The organism is Magnetospirillum molischianum DSM 120 (genome assembly GCF_000294655.1).
In the GTDB taxonomy this organism is placed as follows: domain Bacteria; phylum Pseudomonadota; class Alphaproteobacteria; order Rhodospirillales; family Magnetospirillaceae; genus Phaeospirillum; species Phaeospirillum molischianum.
This window is the reverse complement of the sequence record NZ_CAHP01000053.1, coordinates 1-17,500: the sequence shown is the minus strand read 5'-3', so window position 1 is coordinate 17,500 and position 17,500 is coordinate 1. Positions and strand designations below refer to the sequence as shown.

Sequence of the window (17,500 nt, the reverse complement as noted above, 5' to 3'; positions counted from 1 at the left end):
ACGTTTCCCCCAAACGATCCTGGATAAAGCCATGCTTTCTCTTGCCGATCCGGCCCTGCTGCGGACCCAGGGCTATATTGACGGAACTTGGTGCGATGCCGAATCTGGCGCGACCTTCGCCGTCACCAACCCCGCCGATGGCAGCCACCTTGCCACCGTCCCGGCGATGGGAGCGACAGAAACCCGCCACGCCATTGCCGCCGCCGAGCGCGCCCTGCCCGCTTGGCGCGACAGAACCGCCAAGGAGCGGTCGCAAGTCCTGCGACGCTGGTATGAGCTTATGATGGCGGCTCAGGACGATCTGGCGCTGTTGCTGACTGCCGAACAGGGCAAGCCACTGGCCGAGGCACGCGGGGAAGTCGGCTATGGAGCCACCTTCGTCGAATGGTTTGCCGAAGAGGCAAAACGGATTTACGGCGACGTGATCCCCGAACATGCCCACGGCAAACGGATCATCGTCACCAAGGAAGCGGTGGGCGTCGCGGCGGCGATCACGCCGTGGAATTTCCCCAGTGCGATGATTACGCGCAAATGTGCCCCTGCATTGGCGGCAGGCTGCACCATCGTAATCAAACCCGCCGAGGATACGCCCCTATCGGCATTGGCATTGGCTGTGCTGGCTGAGCGGGCGGGTTTTCCGGCGGGCGTCTTCAACGTCGTCACCGCTGGAGATCCCGCAGCGGTCGGAAATGAAATGACCTCCAGTCCGGTGGTCAGAGCCCTGAGCTTCACCGGTTCGACCGAGATCGGCAAACTTCTGATGCGGAACTGCGCCGGAACTGTAAAAAAACTCAGCCTGGAACTGGGCGGCAATGCGCCGTTCATCGTCTTTGACGATGCCGACCTCGATCAAGCGGTAGCCGGGGCGATGGCGTCTAAATTCCGCAATGCCGGACAGACCTGCGTCTGCGCCAACCGACTGCTGATCCAAGACGGCATTTACGATGCCTTCGCCACGAAGCTGACCGAAGCGGCAGCAAAGCTGACTGTTGGCCCCGGCCTTACCACCACCAGCCAGCAGGGGCCGTTGATCAACGAAGAGGCAATCACCAAGGTCGAACGCCATATCGCGGATTCGGTTGCCAAGGGAGCACGGGTGGCGCTGGGTGGTCATCGCCACAGCCTGGGCGGCACATTCTTCGAACCGACGATTCTTACCGGTGTGACCCAGGATATGCTGCCGGCGCGGGAAGAAATCTTCGGCCCGGTTGCGCCCCTATTCCGCTTCTCGACCGAGGAAGAAGCGGTCAGAATGGCCAACGACACCGAATTTGGCCTCGCTGCCTATTTCTACTCCCGCGATATCGGACGGGTCTGGCGAGTCTCGCGGGCTTTGGAATACGGCATCGTCGGGATCAATGACGGCAGCATCTCGACCGAAGTCGCCCCGTTCGGTGGAATGAAGGAATCTGGCCTGGGCCGCGAAGGATCAAAATACGGAATCGAGGAGTTTCTCGAAACCAAATATCTGTGTATGGGCGGACTCTAAGCGATCAGAAGGAGGCGGGGAACCCCCTCCCCGCCCCTCATCCGGCCATCGCCCACCACCGCCGCGCCTCGGCGACTGTCCAAGCCGGACCGTGGCCACTGAACAGCGTCGCATCGTCGGCGACCATCCCCAGCAGGCGGTCGATCGAGTCCCACAACAGGCGCTCGCTGCCACCGGGCAGGTCAGTTCGTCCGACTCCGCCCCGAAACAAGGTGTCGCCAGTTAAAACAAACGGCCCGAAATCGTAACAGACCCCGCCCGGACTGTGGCCTGGGGTATGGATCACTCGAACCTCCGCCCCTCCCAGTCGTTCGATCGGCTCGCCAGTAAAGGTCTCCAGCCGACCGGGGCCAACCTGGGGCTGGCCGGTGAAGGCCCGGTTAAGATCGCTGGCTGCGGCAATCACCGGGATATCCTCGGCATGAGCGCGGGTCGAGATGTTGAACTCGGCCTCCAACTCAGACGCAGCCCCGATATGATCCGGGTGACCGTGGGTCAGCAGAATCACGGTTGGTGTAAGACCGATCTCCGCCACCGCTTCGATCAACCGGGGGGCATCACCGCCGGGATCGACGATAGCCAGGGCACCACTGGGCCGGTGCGTCACAAAGTAGCAATTCTCGTACCATGGTGGGCTGGTCACCAGCACAAACAGGGAGAAATCGCCGAATTCACCGAGATGCTGATGAGCCATGGAAATGTTTTTCACCTCTTTGAGACGCCGCGGCAATCCGGGAACAGACGGGCCCCTATCTCTTCCGTCCAAGATCGGGAAGAAACTGGCTCATCGTTTGCGGATCGGGAGGCACCGGTGGGACAGGCGCGGAAGTAAGAGGAGGAGATGCGATATCGGCGGATTCCGTTGACAGATCCAAGCTCATGGGCTGAGGCGGTGCCGATAGTGCCGTCTTAAGGTCGTTGCGCACGTCTTCGATCTGGCTGTCGAGTTGAGCGATGAGGATACGGTTGCGTTCGATCGCGGCTGTCCACTCGATCCGATCGCGCCGGGCCTGAGCGTCAAAACCTTCAACCGAATTAGTCAAAGGGACAGCCAGAGCCTCGAATTTGCGGGTATTTTCAGTTTCCAGCGCAACCTTGATTTTCTCGATTTCCTCAATCAGATCGCGCTTGATCCAGCGACTTTTCTTATCGAGATCCTCGCTTATTTTGCTCAGACGAGAGTCGATATCGGCTCCGATCTGCACCTTCAGCTCGTAGGCCGTCTTGACCAAGCTGGCCATATACATAACCAGACTACCACCGATAACCAAGATCACGGCCGCAGCAAGGCTGATAATGACGACACTCGACATGGACATCGGAGAATGGCCGCAAGGCAATGGCAGGGAGGACTGGGCGATACTTTGGGTCAAACTCGGCAGGGATGCAAGATCAACCGCCTGTTTATCACCATCAATCCAATACATTGACTTACCATGCCGACCAGTAACAACAGGAGGTTGCGCCCGTTAACCTCATAGGAACGCGCATCAAGAATGATCAGATCGTTAGTCAAGTTGCGCCGGAGGGGGTGGGCGTGCACAGTGCCCCACTTCACACCGGAGGTTTTCCAATCATGGCGTCAGCGCCACCCCCCATGGTTTCGCCCGCCTCGGCGCAGGCGTCCTTGTCCTTTTCATGTGCCGGCCATGCCTATTCCCATATCTTCGAACCGATTTTCTTCATCGTCGCCCTCGTGCTGCCGGGTGAATTCGGGATGTCGTATGAAGAGGTTCTGACCCTCATCATCGCGGGGAAACTACTCTATGGCGTGTTGGCTCCGCTGGCCGGATGGCTCGGCGACCGCTGGAGTACCGTGGGGATGATGGCGGTGTTCTTTCTCGGCTTGGGCAGCTCGGCCATAGCGGCAGGACTGGCTCCGGGACCGTTCAGTCTGGCGGTAGCCCTGGGCTTTGTCGGGCTGTTCGGTTCGATCTATCACCCGGTCGGCATCTCGTGGCTGTTAAGCAACGCAATCGATAAGGGCAAAGCGATTGGTATCAACGGCGTGTTCGGCGGTGTCGGTCCTGCCCTGGCCGGTCTCGCCGCCGGTTTTCTAATCGCGCTGTGGGGCTGGCGCGCAGCCTTTATCATCCCCGGACTGGTCGTCACCGCGACAGGGGTCATCTTTTTGGTCTTTCTGGCCCGCGGGCTGGTGGTCGAGGCCAAGATCGACCGCAAACCAGAACCGCCAGCCAATCGCGGCGATACGGTGCGGGCGGGATTGGTCCTGTCGGTGACGATGCTGTGCGCCGGACTAATCTATCAGGCAACCCAGCCCATCCTGCCCAAACTGTTCGAAGAGCGGTTAGGAGAAACGGGAATTCTGGCAGCGGCAGGCGGCGTGACCGTGGTCTATCTGTTGGCCGGGCTGACCCAGATTCTGGCCGGTCATCTTGCCGATCGCCTGTCGCCCCGGCGGATCTATGTCGCAGCGGCGCTGCTTCAGATTCCGATGCTGATCGGGCTGGCCTATGCCTCTGGGCTGGGGCTGCTGGTGGTTGCAACCCTGGCGGTCGTCTTTAATATGGGAGCGATCCCGGCCGAAAACCTTTTGCTGTCACGCTATAGCCCACCGGGATGGCGCGGCACCACACTCGGCCTGAAATTCGTCTTGGGGTTCGGCGTGTCGGGACTGGGAGTTCCCATGGTGTCGCTAATCAGAGGCAGCACTGGAAGCTTCGATCTGGTGTTTTGGATCCTGGCGGCGGCGGCGCTGGTGGCGGCTTTGGCGGCATCGTTACTTCCCACCGAACGCAAATCGGCCTGAAACGTCACATCTCGGCTCCGGCGGGAAGAAGATTGCGGTCGAACAGACTGATCAGATCCTCGCCGGAGACCGGACGGCTGATGAGAAAGCCCTGAACCTCATCACAGCCACGAGCGCGCAGGAAATCGGCCTGGGCGACGGTCTCGACCCCTTCCGCGATCGCCTTTAACCGCAGATTATGGGCGAGATTGATGATGGTTGAAACGATCGAAGCCCCCTCTTCGGCCACGCTGCCGTTCTCGCCAAAAATATCGTTAACGAACGAGCGATCAATCTTCAGCGCGTCGATCGGCATCTTCTTCAGATAGCTGAGGCTTGAATAGCCGGTCCCGAAATCGTCGATCGAAATCCGCACCCCCATGGTCCGGAGATCGCGCAATACAACGGCAACCTCATCGACACGTTGCATCAGGACAGATTCCGTCAATTCCAGCTCAAGGAACTGCGGCGGGAGTCCGGTATCGCGCAGCGCGCGCCCGACCACATCGGGAATATCGGTCTCGTGGAATTGCAGAGCGGAAACATTGACGGCGATCCGCACCGGCGGCAAACCGAGGTCAAGCCAGTGACGGCATTGACGGCAGGCTTCGCGCAGCACCCATTCGCCGATGTCGGAAATCACCCCCATATTCTCGGCCAAGGGGATGAAGTCGGCGGGCGGGATCGGCCCCATCTCACGATGGTGCCAGCGAATCAGCGCCTCGACCCCAGACATCCGACCGCTGATCAGATCGACCTTGACCTGATAGGCCAGTCGAAACTCGTTACGAACCAGCGCGTGACGCAACGCCGCTTCCATACTAAGCCGCTCAAACGACCGGGCGTTCATCGCCGGAGAATAAAGCTGGAAGCAGTTACGACCGAGATCCTTGGCCCGATACATCGCCGTGTCGGCGTTCTTGATCAGAGCCTCGACCCCAGGTCCGTTATCGGGAAATACGGCAATGCCGATCGAGGCGGTAATGTACAATTCATGATCGTCAATGACGATCGGATGCTTGACCTGAGCCAGCAACCGATCGGCGAGACGGGCCGCAATCTCGATCTGTTCGATCTGCGGCAACAGGATGGTGAATTCGTCACCTCCCAACCGCGCCACCGAGTCTCCCTCGCGCAGGCAGCGACTAAGGCGACCCGCCGTCTCGATCAGAACCTGATCGCCGACCCCGTGCCCCAGAGAATCGTTGATCCGTTTGAACAGATCGAGATCAAGAAACATCACGGCCAGAAAATGGCCGTGACGACTGGCATTGGCCTGAGCAAGTTGAAGCCGGTCGGTGAACAACCTGCGGTTGGGCAAGCCGGTCAGAACATCGAAGTAAGCCAGATTTTTGATCCGCTCTTCGGTACGCTTGCGTTCGCTGATATCGCTGAAGATCGCGGCATATTGCGAAACATCACCGTCTTCGTCGCGGATGACGTTAATCGTTAGCCACTCGGGAAAAACCTCGCCATTCTTGCGCCGGTTCCAGATCTCGCCTTGCCAGTGATCGAAACGGGCCAGAGAATCGTAAAGATCTCGATAAAATGCCTCGTCCTGCCGCCCCGACCTCAGCATCCTGGGGTTGTGGCCAATGATCTCTTCGGGAGCATAGCCAGTCAGATGGGTGAAGGCAGGATTGACGAACTCGACCAGAAACGAGGCGTTGACGATCATCACCCCGTCCTGCGAGGCGTCGATCACCTTGCGGGCGATACCCAGGTCGTGGCGGGCACGCGACAACGACTCGTCACGCTCGATCAGCGCCTCATGCAGCCGATGAACGTATTCGTATTGCAGAATCGTCAGAATGTCGGAAAACGATAGAACACCCGTCAATTGCCCATCCGCCGACGTGACGCCGACGTGGCGAATGCCGCGCGCTTCCAGCAAGGTCCGGGCAGCCAGAAGAGTATCGTCACGATTGATAGTGACAAGGGGGCGGCTGGCAAGTGCATCGATACTCGCCGGAAACTCTACCGTTCCGCCAATCAGGCGAACGATATCACGCTCGGTGATGATCCCCAGCCCAGCCACACCGCCCTCGACGATCGCATAATCGATATGCGCTTCGTTCAGGCGGGCTGCGGCATCGGCCGGGCTCAACTGCGCGGGCAACACCAGCATCGGCCGCCGCAGCGCCGAACCGACACTGCGCAGCAGCAGGAAATGTTCGACACCATGGCGCATGATGACATCGGTCTGACTGACGATTCCGATGGCACGGCCAGAATCGTCGATCACCACCAGATGGCGGACACCTTCGAGCCGGAACAGAATTCCAGCATCGCCGACTGTGGCATGCTGATGAATGGTCTTGATCGGCGCACTCATCACCGCCGAAATCGGTCGGGTGAGCGCTGTCGGGTCGGACAAATCGACCGAAAGAGAATCCCGTTCCGTCCATATCCCGACGGGCCTACCGGCCTCGACGACCAGAATCGAACTGCATCGGGCCACCGACATTCGCCTAGCCGCATCGTGCACAGACGTTTCGGGCGCGCAGTTCAGAATCTCCGTATGGACGATGCGCGCGATGGGCTGGTCCAAAGGCAATTGCCGATCCACCTTTAAAAGCCATCCCATCAGGAATGGACTTCACATGGTCCAAATCTAGGCGCAGTTTCGCTGAAGCGTGAGCGTCGCGCAACATCGGCAAAAACGGTCTGCCCCACCCCCAAGGCAGACGACGCACGAAAGCAATGGTCACGGTCACCGACGGCGACTACACTGCCGACCGATCTCGATCTCATCGGAAACGAGGCGCGCAAGGGCATGGCGGAAACGGTTGGCGGAACGACGGAAATTGTCGAGCAACTTCGGCGCGAGTTCGTCGATGAAGTGGCAGAAACCCTGCACGAACTTGATGTCGCCCTTGATGCAGCCCGCCACGGTCGGGCCGATCTGGCTGCGGTCATTAATGAATGCCGTCGCGCCGCAGTCACCTTTCGCGGCCAAGCCGCCAATTTCGCGATGCACCGCCTGTCTGCCGTAGCCCATCGGCTAGAGGAATATCTGGCCAACGCTCCTGCGGTAACCCCGCCCCGGCTGTGGAGCGATCTAGAAGGCTATTTCGACCTGATGCTGAAACTGGCGGAAGGCCGGACCGGAGCCGACCAGGGCGATCCAGCCACCCTGGTCCGGGCTCTCCCCCCCAAGCTGGGATTCAACCTCGCCGATATCGAAATCCGTGCGGTCGAGGTTCTGCTGGTGATGCCGCACGGCACCCAGACCCGATATGTTGAGCGCGAATTACAGCAATGCGGCTATCGGGTCTCGATTGTCCCGGATTCGCTCCAGGCTTTTCCGGTCGTTGTGCAAACCAAGCCCGATCTGGTGATCATTTCGGCGATGATGCCTGCGCTGGAAGGGATCGACCTCGCGGTAGGGCTGTCGGCAATGCCCTCGACCCGCAACATTCCGTTGGCAGTGATCACCAGTCTGGACCCCGACGACGATTCGCTAAAGCATCTACCAAAGCGTGTCCCCGTTCTGTTCAAAGGCGCCAGTTTCGGCGACGACCTGTTCCGGGCGCTGGATAGCCTGTTCCTGATCTGACACCCGGATCGGTTGGAACGTGAATCGTCCCTCTTGGGATGGGACAAAAATGTGACATTGACGGCCTTCCCCAGACCCACATAAACTTCGCGCGGGCCACGGCCCCCCACCGGGCCGCGTCCCTTCTGCGAGGGAGGGTTACATCCTATGACCGTTTTTCCGCGGCCGGACGTCCGGCCGAACAATCCTAATTTTTCGTCCGGCCCCTGTGCCAAGCGTCCCGGTTGGACGGTCGAGGCATTGGCGGGCACCCCATTCGGCCGCTCCCACCGAGCCAAAATCGGCAAGGCGCGGCTTGAAGAGGTGATTAATCGCACCCGCGACGTTCTCGGCATTCCTGCCGATTACCGCATCGGCATCGTGCCCGCTTCGGATACCGGCGCGGTCGAGATGGTGCTGTGGTCCATGCTGGGTGCCCGTGGCGTTGACGCCCTGGCCTGGGAAAGCTTCGGCGAAGGCTGGATCACCGACATCACCAAGCAGCTCAAGCTGGCCGATACCCGCGTGATGCGGGCTGGTTATGGCGAACTGCCCGACCTGTCTCAGGTCGATTTCGACCGTGATGTGGTGTTCACCTGGAACGGCACCACCGCTGGCGCTCGGGTTCCCAACGGCGACTGGATCAAGTCAGACCGTGCCGGCCTGACCATCTGTGACGCCACCAGCGCGGTGTTCGCAATGGACATGCCCTGGGACAAGCTCGACGTCGTTACTTGGTCGTGGCAGAAGGTGCTGGGTGGCGAAGGCGCACACGGCATGCTGGTGCTGTCGCCGCGCGCCGTCGAACGTCTGGTGACCTATAAGCCGGCGTGGCCGTTGCCCAAGATCTTCCGCATGACTTCGGGCGGCAAGCTGAACGAAGGCATCTTCAAGGGCGAAACCATCAACACGCCCTCGATGATCGCGGTCGAAGACCAGATCGACGCCCTGAAATGGGCTGAATCGATCGGCGGTCTCAAGGCTCTGATCACCCGCTCCGAAGCCAATCTGGCGGCATTGCAGGCGTGGCTCGACACCTCGGATTGGGCCGCCAATTTGGCTACCGATCCCACGGTCCGGTCCTGCACCTCGATCTGTATCTCGATCAAGGCTCCGTTCTTCGCCAAACTTTCGGCCGAAGATCAGGCGGCAGCGGCCAAGAAGATCGTCTCCATCCTGGATAAGGAAGGGGTCGCCTACGATATCGGCGCCTATCGCGACGCTCCGTCCGGTCTGCGCGTCTGGGGGGGCGCGACGGTCGAGACTGCCGACATCAAGGCGTTGCTGCCCTGGCTCGATTGGGCTTTCGCCCAGGTCAAGGCCGAGTTCGAACCCAAGGTCGCCTAAGAGATCAAAGACAGTCACGGACGCCGCTTCAATAGGAGCGGCGTCCGCCTTCCATCGGGGGAACATCCATGCCCAAAGTTCTGATCAGCGACAAGCTGAGCCCTGCCGCCATTCAGATTTTCAAGGATCGCGGCATTGAGGTAGACGTCAACACCAGCCTGTCGCCCGACGAGTTGAAGGCTGTGATCGGCCAGTATGACGGCCTCGCCATTCGCTCCAATACCAAGGTCACTGCCGAGATCCTCGCCGCCGCCACCAACTTGAAGGTCGTGGGTCGGGCCGGTATCGGCGTCGATAATGTTGATGTTCCCGCCGCCACCGCGCGCGGCATCGTGGTAATGAACACCCCGTTCGGCAACTCGATCACCACCGCCGAACATGCCATCGCGATGATGTTCTCGCTGGCCCGCGAAATTCCCCAGGCGAACGCCAGCACCCATGCGGGTAAGTGGGAAAAGTCGAAGTTCATGGGCGTCGAGCTGACCGGCAAGGTGCTGGGCATCGTCGGTTGCGGTAATATCGGCGCAATCGTCGCCGACCGCGCCCAGGGGCTGCGGATGCGCGTGATCGCCTATGATCCGTTCCTGTCAACCGAGCGGGCCAAGGAACTGAACGTCGAAAAGGTCGAGCTGGACGAACTGTTCCCGCGCGCCGACTTCATCACCCTGCACACGCCCCTGACCGAAGCCACCCGCAACATCATCGACGCCAAAGCGATCGCGAAGATGAAAAAGGGCGTTCGGATCATCAACTGTGCCCGTGGCGGCCTGATCGTCGAGGAAGACCTGAAGGCGGCAATTGAGGCTGGTCAGGTCGCCGGTGCTGCCCTTGACGTTTTCAAGGTCGAACCGGCCAAGGAAAACCTGCTGTTCAGCAACGATAAGGTGGTCTGCACTCCGCATCTCGGGGCTTCGACCTCGGAAGCGCAGGAGAACGTCGCCCTCCAGGTCGCCGAACAGATGGCCGATTATCTGCTGACCGGCGCGGTTACCAACGCCCTCAACATCCCCTCGGTCTCGGCGGAAGACGCTCCGAAGCTGCGTCCCTACATGACGCTGGCCAACCAGTTGGGCAGCTTCGCCGGGCAGTTGACCGAGACCGGTATCCGCGACGTCAAGATCGAATATATCGGCCACGTCGCCACCCTTAACACCAAGCCGCTGACTGCGATCGTTCTTGAAGGCCTGCTGAAGCCGATGAACGAGACGGTCAACATGGTCAACGCTCCCGTCGTGGCCAAGGATCGCAATATCAAGGTATCGACGGTCAAGACCGATAGCGTCGGCGACTATCACACCTTGATCCGCGTCACTGTCACCACCGATCAGCGCGAGCGTTCGGTCGCCGGAACCCTGTTCGGCGGCGACAAGCCCCGGCTTGTCGAGATCAAAGGGATCTCGATCGAGGCGGAACTCGGCCCCTACATGCTCTATGTCACCAACCAGGACAAGCCGGGTTTCATCGGCGCTCTGGGGTCGCTGCTCGGTCAGAACGGGGTCAATATCGCCACGTTCCATCTCGGCCGCGCCGCACCGGGTGGCGATGCGATTCTGCTCACCCAGGTCGATCAGCCGATGGACGCCAGCCTTCTCGAAAAGGTCCGCGCCCTGCCGCAGGTGGTTCAGGCCAAGGCTCTCGCTTTCTAAGACCGTTACGTCCCCCCTCATTTCGCCCATCGCGGAGTGAGGGGGGAGTTCGACCGAATGTACTTTGCGCCACGCGATCAACAGGCATGCTTGCGCTTGCCTGCCATCGATTAGGAGCGTACTTTCGCACCCCGCGTTTCCCCCAAATATCCGAGGCTATGTCCATGTCGTTCATCGCTGACCGGCTGTCCGCCATCAAGCCGTCTCCGACCATTGCGGTCACCCAGAAGGCCGCCGAGTTGAAGGCCACCGGCCGTGACGTCATCGGCCTGGGAGCGGGCGAACCCGATTTCGACACTCCTGAGCACATCAAGGCTGCCGCAGCCGCCGCAATGGCTGCCGGAAAAACCAAATATACTCCTCCGGCAGGGACTCTCGACCTGCGCCAGGCGATCGCCGCGAAGTTCAAGCGCGAGAACGGGCTCGACTACAGCCCGGACCAGATCACCGTAGGCGTCGGCGGCAAGGGTGTGATTTTCAACGCCTTCATGGCCACCATCAATCCCGGTGATGAAGTGATCATCCCTGCCCCTTATTGGGTCAGCTATCCCGACATCACGCTGATGTTCGGCGGTGTCCCGGTGTTTGTCTCTTGTGCGGAAGCGCACGGCTTCAAGCTTCAGCCTGCCGACCTGGAAAAGGCGATCACGCCGAAGACCAAGTGGCTCGTCCTGAATTCGCCTTCCAATCCGACCGGTGCCGCCTATTCCCAGGCGGAGCTGAAGGCGTTGACCGATGTTCTGCTGAGACACCCCCATGTCTGGATCATGTCGGACGACATGTATGAACACCTGATCTATGACGGGTTCAAATTCACGACTCCGGCCCAGGTCGAACCGAAGCTTAAAGACCGCATCCTGACGATGAACGGTGTCTCGAAGGCTTATGCCATGACCGGCTGGCGCGTCGGCTATGCTGCTGGCCCGCTGCCGCTGATCAAGGCGATCAACATGATCCAGTCCCAGTCGGTCAGTCACACCGCTTCGATCAGTCAGGCGGCTGCGGTAGAAGCCCTGAACGGCCCTCAGGACTTCATCCCGAAGAACGCCGAGATCTTCAAAGCGCGGCGCGATCTGGTGGTCAAGCTGCTCAACGAATGTCCCGGCATCACCTGCCGTACCCCGGAAGGTGCGTTTTACGTCTACCCGTCCTGTGCCGGGGCGATCGGCAAGACCGCTCCGTCGGGTAAGGTGATCGGCAATGACGGCGAGTTCGTCTCCGAATTGCTGGAGAGCGAAGGCGTCGCTGTGGTTCCGGGGTCGGCTTTTGGTCTTGAGCCGCATTTCCGCATTTCCTACGCCACTTCGACCGAAGCTTTGACCAAGGCATGCGAGCGGATCAAGCGCTTCTGCGAAAGCCTGCGTTAGAACACACACACGTCCGAGGGGTTGGGCCATCCCAACCCCTCTTCTTTTGATGGCGACTTGAATTCTCACGAGAATTCAATAGAACCTGCGTTGCGCCACCCCTCTTGAACCTTCCGTGCGAACGAGTAATGTACGGAAGAAGGACGGGATTTTTTCTGTTCCGGGATCAAGGAGGGGGAAGACAGCAATGCCCACCCCGAGTGAAGACCTGTCGATTACCAACGAAGGACTGCAATCTCTCAACGAAGAGTTGCACGCGGTCAATGAAGAACTTCACGCTGTCAATGAAGAATTGACAGCAAAGGTCGAGGAATTGACCCGCCTCAACGACGATCTCGATAACCTGATCGCAGCAACCGACATCGGCACCATCTTCCTTGACCTGACCGGACGCATCCGTCGGTTCACCCCGATCGCCACCCTGTCGATTGCGATGAGCGAAGCCGATATCGGCAAGCGAATCTTCGATCTGAGGCTGAATCTCGACTATCCCACCTTCGACGACGATCTCCGTTCCGTCCTGGCGGGAGGGCCTGCGGTCGAACACGAAGCTCCGTGTTCCGGCGGATTGATGATGATGGTCCGGATTCGCCCCTATCGCACCGGACGCTCCGCTCTGGCCGGAGCCGTGCTGACTTTTGTCGATGTCACCCGACTTACTGCCGCCGAGAAGCGACTTCAGGTCTATATCAACTCTCTGCCGCATCAGGTGGCTGTTATCGATTCCAACGGGACGATCCAACTCATCAACGCTGCCTGGGCACGCTTTGCCGCCGAGAATGGCGGGCGCCCCGACCTGACCGGAGTTGGAAATAATTACCTTAAGGCCTGCCCCTCCGGCACCGAAGGCGGCGAAGTCGCACGGGGAGTGGAAGCGGTTCTACGCGGTGAAACGCGGTCTTTCAGTTGGGAATATCCCTGTCACTCTCCTCGTGAATTCCGCTGGTTTCTGATGAACGTCGCCCCGGTCGAGGGCGGGATCGGCGGCGCAGTCGTTAGCCACCTGAACATTACCGAACGCAAAAAGATCGAGGAAAACCTGCGTTTGGCTGCCAGCGTGTTCGAGAATAGCGGCGAAGGTATTGTTATCACCGATGCGCAAGAGCGCATCGTCTCGGTCAATCGCGCCTTCACCGAAACAACCGGCTATACAGCCGAGGATGTGATCGGCCGCACGCCGCGCGTGTTTGTCTCTAGCCGCCACGATTCGGCGTTCTACCGTGACATGTGGAACGAACTGAGTTCATCCGGTGTCTGGCGCGGCGAGGTCTGGAATCGACGTAAAGGCGGCAAGGCGTTTCCGGTTTGGCTGACGATCAGCCACGTTGTCGATAGCGATGGCAGCCTTTGCAACCATGTCGCGGTGTTCAGCGATATCAGCGACCGCAAGGAAACCGAACGCCGACTATTGGCGATCAATGCCGAACTAGAACAATTCGCTTATGTCGCCAGCCACGACCTGCGCGAACCTCTGCGAATGGTCACATCTTATCTTGGAATGATCCAGCGTCGGATCGGGACAGAAATCGACCAGGAAACCAAGGATTACATGGCGTTCGCCGTTGACGGGGCACGCCGGATGGACAATCTCATTCTGGATCTGCTGGATTACTCGCGGATTGGCCGAGTGTCGCGACGTTCAAAACGGTTCGAAATCAGTCGAGCTATTGACAAGGCGCTCTCGAACCTCAAGGTGGCAATAGAGGAAAGAAAAACCACCATAGCTACGTCTGGCTCCGATTTGATCGCTGAAACCGACGAGGACGATTGCCTTCGGGTTCTGCAAAACCTCATCGCCAACGCGATCAAATATTGCCCGGCCGACCGCACGCCAGAGATTTCAATCTCGTGCCGAACCGAAGGCGATCTGGTTGCCGTTTCTGTCAGCGACAACGGCATCGGCATCCCCGAAAATCAATTCGAACGGATCTTCAGGATGTTCCAGCGTCTCCATGGCCGCGAGGATTTCGGCGGCGGAACCGGCATTGGACTCGCAATCTGCAAGAAAAGTGTCGAACGGATGGGGGGGACCATCGTGGTCGAATCCGAATATGGAACCGGGTCAACCTTCACCTTCACGATGCCCGCAGCAGCAACCGCTTAACCCTTCCCCTCTTTTTCCGCGAGACGGCTATAGTATCCCGTCATCGTGGAAGCACGACGAAGGAAGCGGTGGCGCGATGCTGCCGTCCGGCAAAGGCCGGTCGTCACCGTCCAGAACACGATGCATGATCACCGCATCGACCCAGCGGCCGAATTTCAGCCCGACGCCGCGCAGCACTCCCTCTTGCCCAAATCCACGCGACCGATGAACCGCGATTGACCCTTGATTGGCGGAATCGCCGATCACTGCAATCATCTGGCGATATCCCAGCGCGGTGCAGCGATCGATCAGGGCCGACAACAGGGTTCCACCGATCCCACGCCGCACTACGAACGGAGCAACATAGATCGAATCTTCGACGGTAAAACGATAGGCCGAGCGCGGACGGAATGGACCAGCATACGTATAGCCCAACACCTCTCCATGTTCCTCGGCGACCAGATAAGGCAAACCACGCGACAACACGAACCGTCGGCGATTTTTCATTTCTTCTACATCGGGAACAACCTCTTCAAACGAAGCGGCGGTCCTGGTAACGTAAAAAGAGTAGATTGACTGAATGGACGCCATATCTTCTTCGGTGGCATCGCGAATCGTCACCGGCAACGGAGAAGAGGGCGGGCTCATGACGGCGTTCCTTCGGCAGCAAGAGTGGCCAGCGCCTCGACCACACGGTCGATATCAGCGCGGACCTGTTCGAATTCAGGACCGTGCTGATGCTCGGCCTCGTTCATATACAGCGCTCGGTTCAGTTCAATCTGAAGAGCGTGGCTGGCTTGGCGGGGCCGACCGTAAGCACGGGTAACATAGCCCCCCGCATAAGGAGTATTGCGGACGACCCGATACCCCAGAGCCTGAAATGCCTCCTCGGCAGCATGAGTGAAACGCGCGGCGCAAGAATCGCCGTAGCAATCTCCCAGCACGACGTCGACTCGCGACAGGCCGGAATCCCGATCCATCGGCCCTCCTATTGATGGCATCGAGTGGCAATCGATTAGCAAGGACCAACCGAATGCCGTCCTCGTTGTGTCCACTAAATGCTTAAGACGGCGGTGATACGGGTGATAACATTCGGCGATTCTGCGTTCGGCCTCGGCTACCGGAATTTTTCGCGCGTAAATCTCCGACCCACTGGCGACCACACGCGGAATCGTCCCAAGCCCAGCCAGGACGCGGGGGCTACGGGTGTTGGCGTTAAGGGGCAATGCCCCGGTGAACATCGCGGGGTCAAGCTCGCATGATTCGCGGTTGACGTCGCAATAGGCCCGAGGAAACAGAGCGCACAACAGAGGTGCGCCGTGCGCGACAACGCCTTCATACAGTTCATCAATGAAGCTATCCTCGGATCGACGCAACGCACGCGGATCAAGCCGGGACTCAGCTATGAATGCGTCGGGATAGCCTCGCCCGGAATGCGGGGAGGAGAAGATCAACGGCACGGTCTGGCGCTCTGGCGCCAGAACCCTAAGAACATCGTCGTCGCTGGCGACGAAAGGGATCGTGATGGTATCCATGGCCTCGTCCATCTTGTTTATCAGGTCACGGGCCGCCTGTCATACCTCCTGTTTGCTTTCCATCGGTTCGCGTGACGAAGATAGGCTACAGAAGCGCTTGCAAAGCGATAGGAACGACGCTAAAAGATCCTCCCCCGGCCACGGTTGGGGGCCGTTTCCAACGGGATCGCAAACTTCCTTTTCGTACAGTAAAATTTCTGTTGCGTCGGGAAGGAAGGTAGCGTAAGAAAGCGGCCCCGGCGACGGGATGAAGAAAGAAGTAAAAGTAACCCTGAAGCTTAAGCAAAATAAAAAAGCTTGCAAACAAGCGAAGGGTAAGGTAAGAAGTTAAAATGAAGAGCGAAGCTCATCAGAGTGGAATTCTTCGGATCGGGCGGTTAGCTCAGCGGGAGAGCACTACGTTGACATCGTAGGGGTCACTGGTTCAATCCCAGTACCGCCCACCATGAAAACCCTGAGGGAAACCTTGGGGTTTTCGCCTTTTTAGGGCCTGCTTTCACCAACAAAAAATCATCCTATTCACACTAATTCTCCCCGTCAATGTGAACGGTGTGAACGTAGTGCTCTCTGCCTTTCGGCATCGCCACAGCTCTCCCGCTGAGCTAACCGCCACGGAATTGTGAGGGCAACGAACAGAGGGGGATATAGGGGGGATGGGGGATAGCCTCCTATAATGCATAACCCCTTCTAATTTTCTCAGGAGAAACGAAAAGATGGGATATTAATGGTATTAAATAGACGCCGTTCATTGAGAGATGCTTCATAATAATCAAGTATATCCGCCATTTCTAATTGAATAAATCATAAATATTCATAGCAATTGATTACTATGTATAGTCTTTATTAAAAATAAGCTTTAGCCTATCGGAATCGTCCTTAAATTCTTTATCGATTTTTTTCCTAACCGCCATATTATATTGGTAATCCCCCCATTTTTAGCGGGGGTTGGACATAGAACTCAGGCGGCCAATTTCAGTTTCTGGGCGGGTGTGATGCCGCCGATGCCCATATTGGGGCGGTCGTTGTTGTAGGTCCAGAGCCATTCTGTCGCTTGATCCTGCACCTCCGCGATGGTTTCGAAGAGGAACTGGCCCAGCCATTCATGCCGGACCGTCCGGTTGTAACGCTCGACATAGGCGTTCTGCTGCGGCTTGCCGGGCTGGATGTGTTGGAGGCCGATGCCGCGCGTCTCGGCCCATTTCATCAGCGTGCCGCTGATATATTCGGGACCGTTGTCGACCCGAATTGTCGCTGGCTTGCCGCGCCATTCGATAATTTGGTTCAGCATCCGGACAACCCGTTCTGCGGGCAGCGAAAAATCGACTTCAATGCCGAGCCCCTCCCGATTGAAATCATCCAGCACGTTGAGAAGCCGGAAAGCCCTGCCATCCTCCAGACGATCCGCCATGAAATCCATCGACCAGACCTGGTTGGGGGCGTCTGGTACCACCAGTTCGTCGGGCTTGTCGCGTTTGAGCCGCTTCCGGGGCTTGATGCGCAGGTTCAGTTCCAACGCGCGATAAATCCGATAGACCCGTTTGTGGTTCCAGTCATGCCCCTGGATATTGCGCAGATACAGGAAGCAGAGGCCGAACCCCCAGGTCTTTCTGGCCTGGGTCAGCCCGATCAAAAGGTCGGCGATCTGCTCGTTCTCGTCGGAGAGCCTCGGGCTATAGCGATAGCACGTCTCGCTGAGCCCANACGTCCGGCACGCCAACGCAATACTGATCCCTCGTCGCGCCACAG

General features: G+C 58.8%; 13 protein-coding genes and 1 tRNA gene. 8 read left to right on the top strand and 6 right to left on the bottom strand.

The window, feature by feature from the left end:
• The first annotated feature begins 31 nt into the window (after positions 1 to 31).
• Positions 32 to 1,489 (top strand): NAD-dependent succinate-semialdehyde dehydrogenase, encoded by a 1,458-nt coding sequence (locus PHAMO_RS16390; RefSeq protein ID WP_002730988.1) that lies wholly within the window; start codon positions 32 to 34, stop codon positions 1,487 to 1,489.
• Between the two features lie 37 nt (positions 1,490 to 1,526).
• Here PHAMO_RS16390 and PHAMO_RS16385 read toward each other — a convergent pair whose 3' ends face one another.
• Both PHAMO_RS16385 and PHAMO_RS16380 read right to left on the bottom strand, forming a co-directional pair.
• Positions 1,527 to 2,198 (bottom strand): MBL fold metallo-hydrolase, encoded by a 672-nt coding sequence (locus PHAMO_RS16385; protein WP_235720871.1) that lies wholly within the window; start codon positions 2,196 to 2,198, stop codon positions 1,527 to 1,529.
• Between the two features lie 40 nt (positions 2,199 to 2,238).
• Positions 2,239 to 2,808: a hypothetical protein gene (locus PHAMO_RS16380; RefSeq protein WP_235720870.1), complete on the bottom strand. Its 570-nt coding sequence runs from the start codon at positions 2,806 to 2,808 to the stop codon at positions 2,239 to 2,241.
• A gap of 257 nt (positions 2,809 to 3,065) precedes the next feature.
• Here PHAMO_RS16380 and PHAMO_RS16375 point away from each other — a divergent pair, with 257 nt between their 5' ends.
• Positions 3,066 to 4,259 carry an MFS transporter gene (locus PHAMO_RS16375; protein ID WP_002730984.1) on the top strand — a complete coding sequence of 398 codons (1,194 nt, stop codon included), beginning with the start codon at positions 3,066 to 3,068 and terminating at the stop codon, positions 4,257 to 4,259.
• 4 nt (positions 4,260 to 4,263) lie between these two features.
• Here PHAMO_RS16375 and PHAMO_RS16370 read toward each other — a convergent pair whose 3' ends face one another.
• Positions 4,264 to 6,825, bottom strand: coding sequence for an EAL domain-containing protein (locus tag PHAMO_RS16370; RefSeq protein ID WP_002730983.1), 2,562 nt, complete (start codon positions 6,823 to 6,825; stop codon positions 4,264 to 4,266).
• 189 nt (positions 6,826 to 7,014) lie between these two features.
• Here PHAMO_RS16370 and PHAMO_RS16365 point away from each other — a divergent pair, with 189 nt between their 5' ends.
• From PHAMO_RS16365 to PHAMO_RS18730, 5 genes are all read left to right on the top strand, one after another.
• The gene (locus PHAMO_RS16365; protein ID WP_002730980.1) at positions 7,015 to 7,797 is read left to right on the top strand and encodes an Hpt domain-containing protein; all 783 of its coding nucleotides are present in this window, start codon (positions 7,015 to 7,017) and stop codon (positions 7,795 to 7,797) included.
• A 147-nt stretch (positions 7,798 to 7,944) separates the two neighbouring features.
• Positions 7,945 to 9,123: a phosphoserine transaminase gene (locus PHAMO_RS16360; protein WP_002730978.1), complete on the top strand. Its 1,179-nt coding sequence runs from the start codon at positions 7,945 to 7,947 to the stop codon at positions 9,121 to 9,123.
• Positions 9,124 to 9,191: 68 nt separating this feature from the next.
• A complete protein-coding gene (gene serA / locus PHAMO_RS16355) occupies positions 9,192 to 10,769 on the top strand; it encodes a phosphoglycerate dehydrogenase (RefSeq protein WP_002730977.1) in 1,578 nt (525 codons plus the stop codon).
• Positions 10,770 to 10,933: 164 nt separating this feature from the next.
• Positions 10,934 to 12,136: a pyridoxal phosphate-dependent aminotransferase gene (locus PHAMO_RS16350; protein ID WP_002730975.1), complete on the top strand. Its 1,203-nt coding sequence runs from the start codon at positions 10,934 to 10,936 to the stop codon at positions 12,134 to 12,136.
• Positions 12,137 to 12,323: 187 nt separating this feature from the next.
• Entirely contained in the window at positions 12,324 to 14,240 is a 1,917-nt protein-coding gene (locus PHAMO_RS18730) for a PAS domain S-box protein (RefSeq protein WP_002730972.1), read from the top strand.
• Positions 14,241 to 14,267: 27 nt separating this feature from the next.
• On the opposite strand, the gene PHAMO_RS16340 is transcribed toward PHAMO_RS18730, so the two are convergent.
• Both PHAMO_RS16340 and PHAMO_RS16335 read right to left on the bottom strand, forming a co-directional pair.
• Positions 14,268 to 14,867 (bottom strand): GNAT family N-acetyltransferase, encoded by a 600-nt coding sequence (locus PHAMO_RS16340; protein WP_002730971.1) that lies wholly within the window; start codon positions 14,865 to 14,867, stop codon positions 14,268 to 14,270.
• Positions 14,864 to 15,754, bottom strand: coding sequence for an N-formylglutamate amidohydrolase (locus PHAMO_RS16335; RefSeq protein ID WP_002730970.1), 891 nt, complete (start codon positions 15,752 to 15,754; stop codon positions 14,864 to 14,866). The genes PHAMO_RS16340 and PHAMO_RS16335 overlap by 4 nt, the downstream gene beginning before the upstream one ends.
• Positions 15,755 to 16,125: 371 nt before the next feature.
• On the opposite strand from PHAMO_RS16335, the gene PHAMO_RS16330 reads away from it, so the two are divergent.
• Positions 16,126 to 16,200: transfer RNA gene (locus PHAMO_RS16330), tRNA-Val, on the top strand.
• A gap of 512 nt (positions 16,201 to 16,712) precedes the next feature.
• Here PHAMO_RS16330 and PHAMO_RS16325 read toward each other — a convergent pair.
• The coding region (locus PHAMO_RS16325) for an IS3 family transposase (RefSeq protein WP_040567700.1) at positions 16,713 to 17,500 on the bottom strand (788 nt) is incomplete at its 5' end.

Bases quoted from the DNA above. Each gene is read 5' to 3' on its own strand.
- PHAMO_RS16390 (WP_002730988.1), top strand. From the start codon at position 32: ATGCTTTCTCTTGCCGATCCGGCCCTGCTGCGGACCCAGGGCTATATT.
- PHAMO_RS16380 (WP_235720870.1), bottom strand. From the start codon at position 2,808: ATGTCCATGTCGAGTGTCGTCATTATCAGCCTTGCTGCGGCCGTGATC.
- PHAMO_RS16375 (WP_002730984.1), top strand. From the start codon at position 3,066: ATGGCGTCAGCGCCACCCCCCATGGTTTCGCCCGCCTCGGCGCAGGCG.
- PHAMO_RS16370 (WP_002730983.1), bottom strand. From the start codon at position 6,825: ATGGGATGGCTTTTAAAGGTGGATCGGCAATTGCCTTTGGACCAGCCC.
- PHAMO_RS16365 (WP_002730980.1), top strand. From the start codon at position 7,015: ATGGCGGAAACGGTTGGCGGAACGACGGAAATTGTCGAGCAACTTCGG.
- PHAMO_RS16360 (WP_002730978.1), top strand. From the start codon at position 7,945: ATGACCGTTTTTCCGCGGCCGGACGTCCGGCCGAACAATCCTAATTTT.
- serA (WP_002730977.1), top strand. From the start codon at position 9,192: ATGCCCAAAGTTCTGATCAGCGACAAGCTGAGCCCTGCCGCCATTCAG.
- PHAMO_RS16350 (WP_002730975.1), top strand. From the start codon at position 10,934: ATGTCGTTCATCGCTGACCGGCTGTCCGCCATCAAGCCGTCTCCGACC.
- PHAMO_RS18730 (WP_002730972.1), top strand. From the start codon at position 12,324: ATGCCCACCCCGAGTGAAGACCTGTCGATTACCAACGAAGGACTGCAA.
- PHAMO_RS16340 (WP_002730971.1), bottom strand. From the start codon at position 14,867: ATGAGCCCGCCCTCTTCTCCGTTGCCGGTGACGATTCGCGATGCCACC.
- PHAMO_RS16335 (WP_002730970.1), bottom strand. From the start codon at position 15,754: ATGGATACCATCACGATCCCTTTCGTCGCCAGCGACGACGATGTTCTT.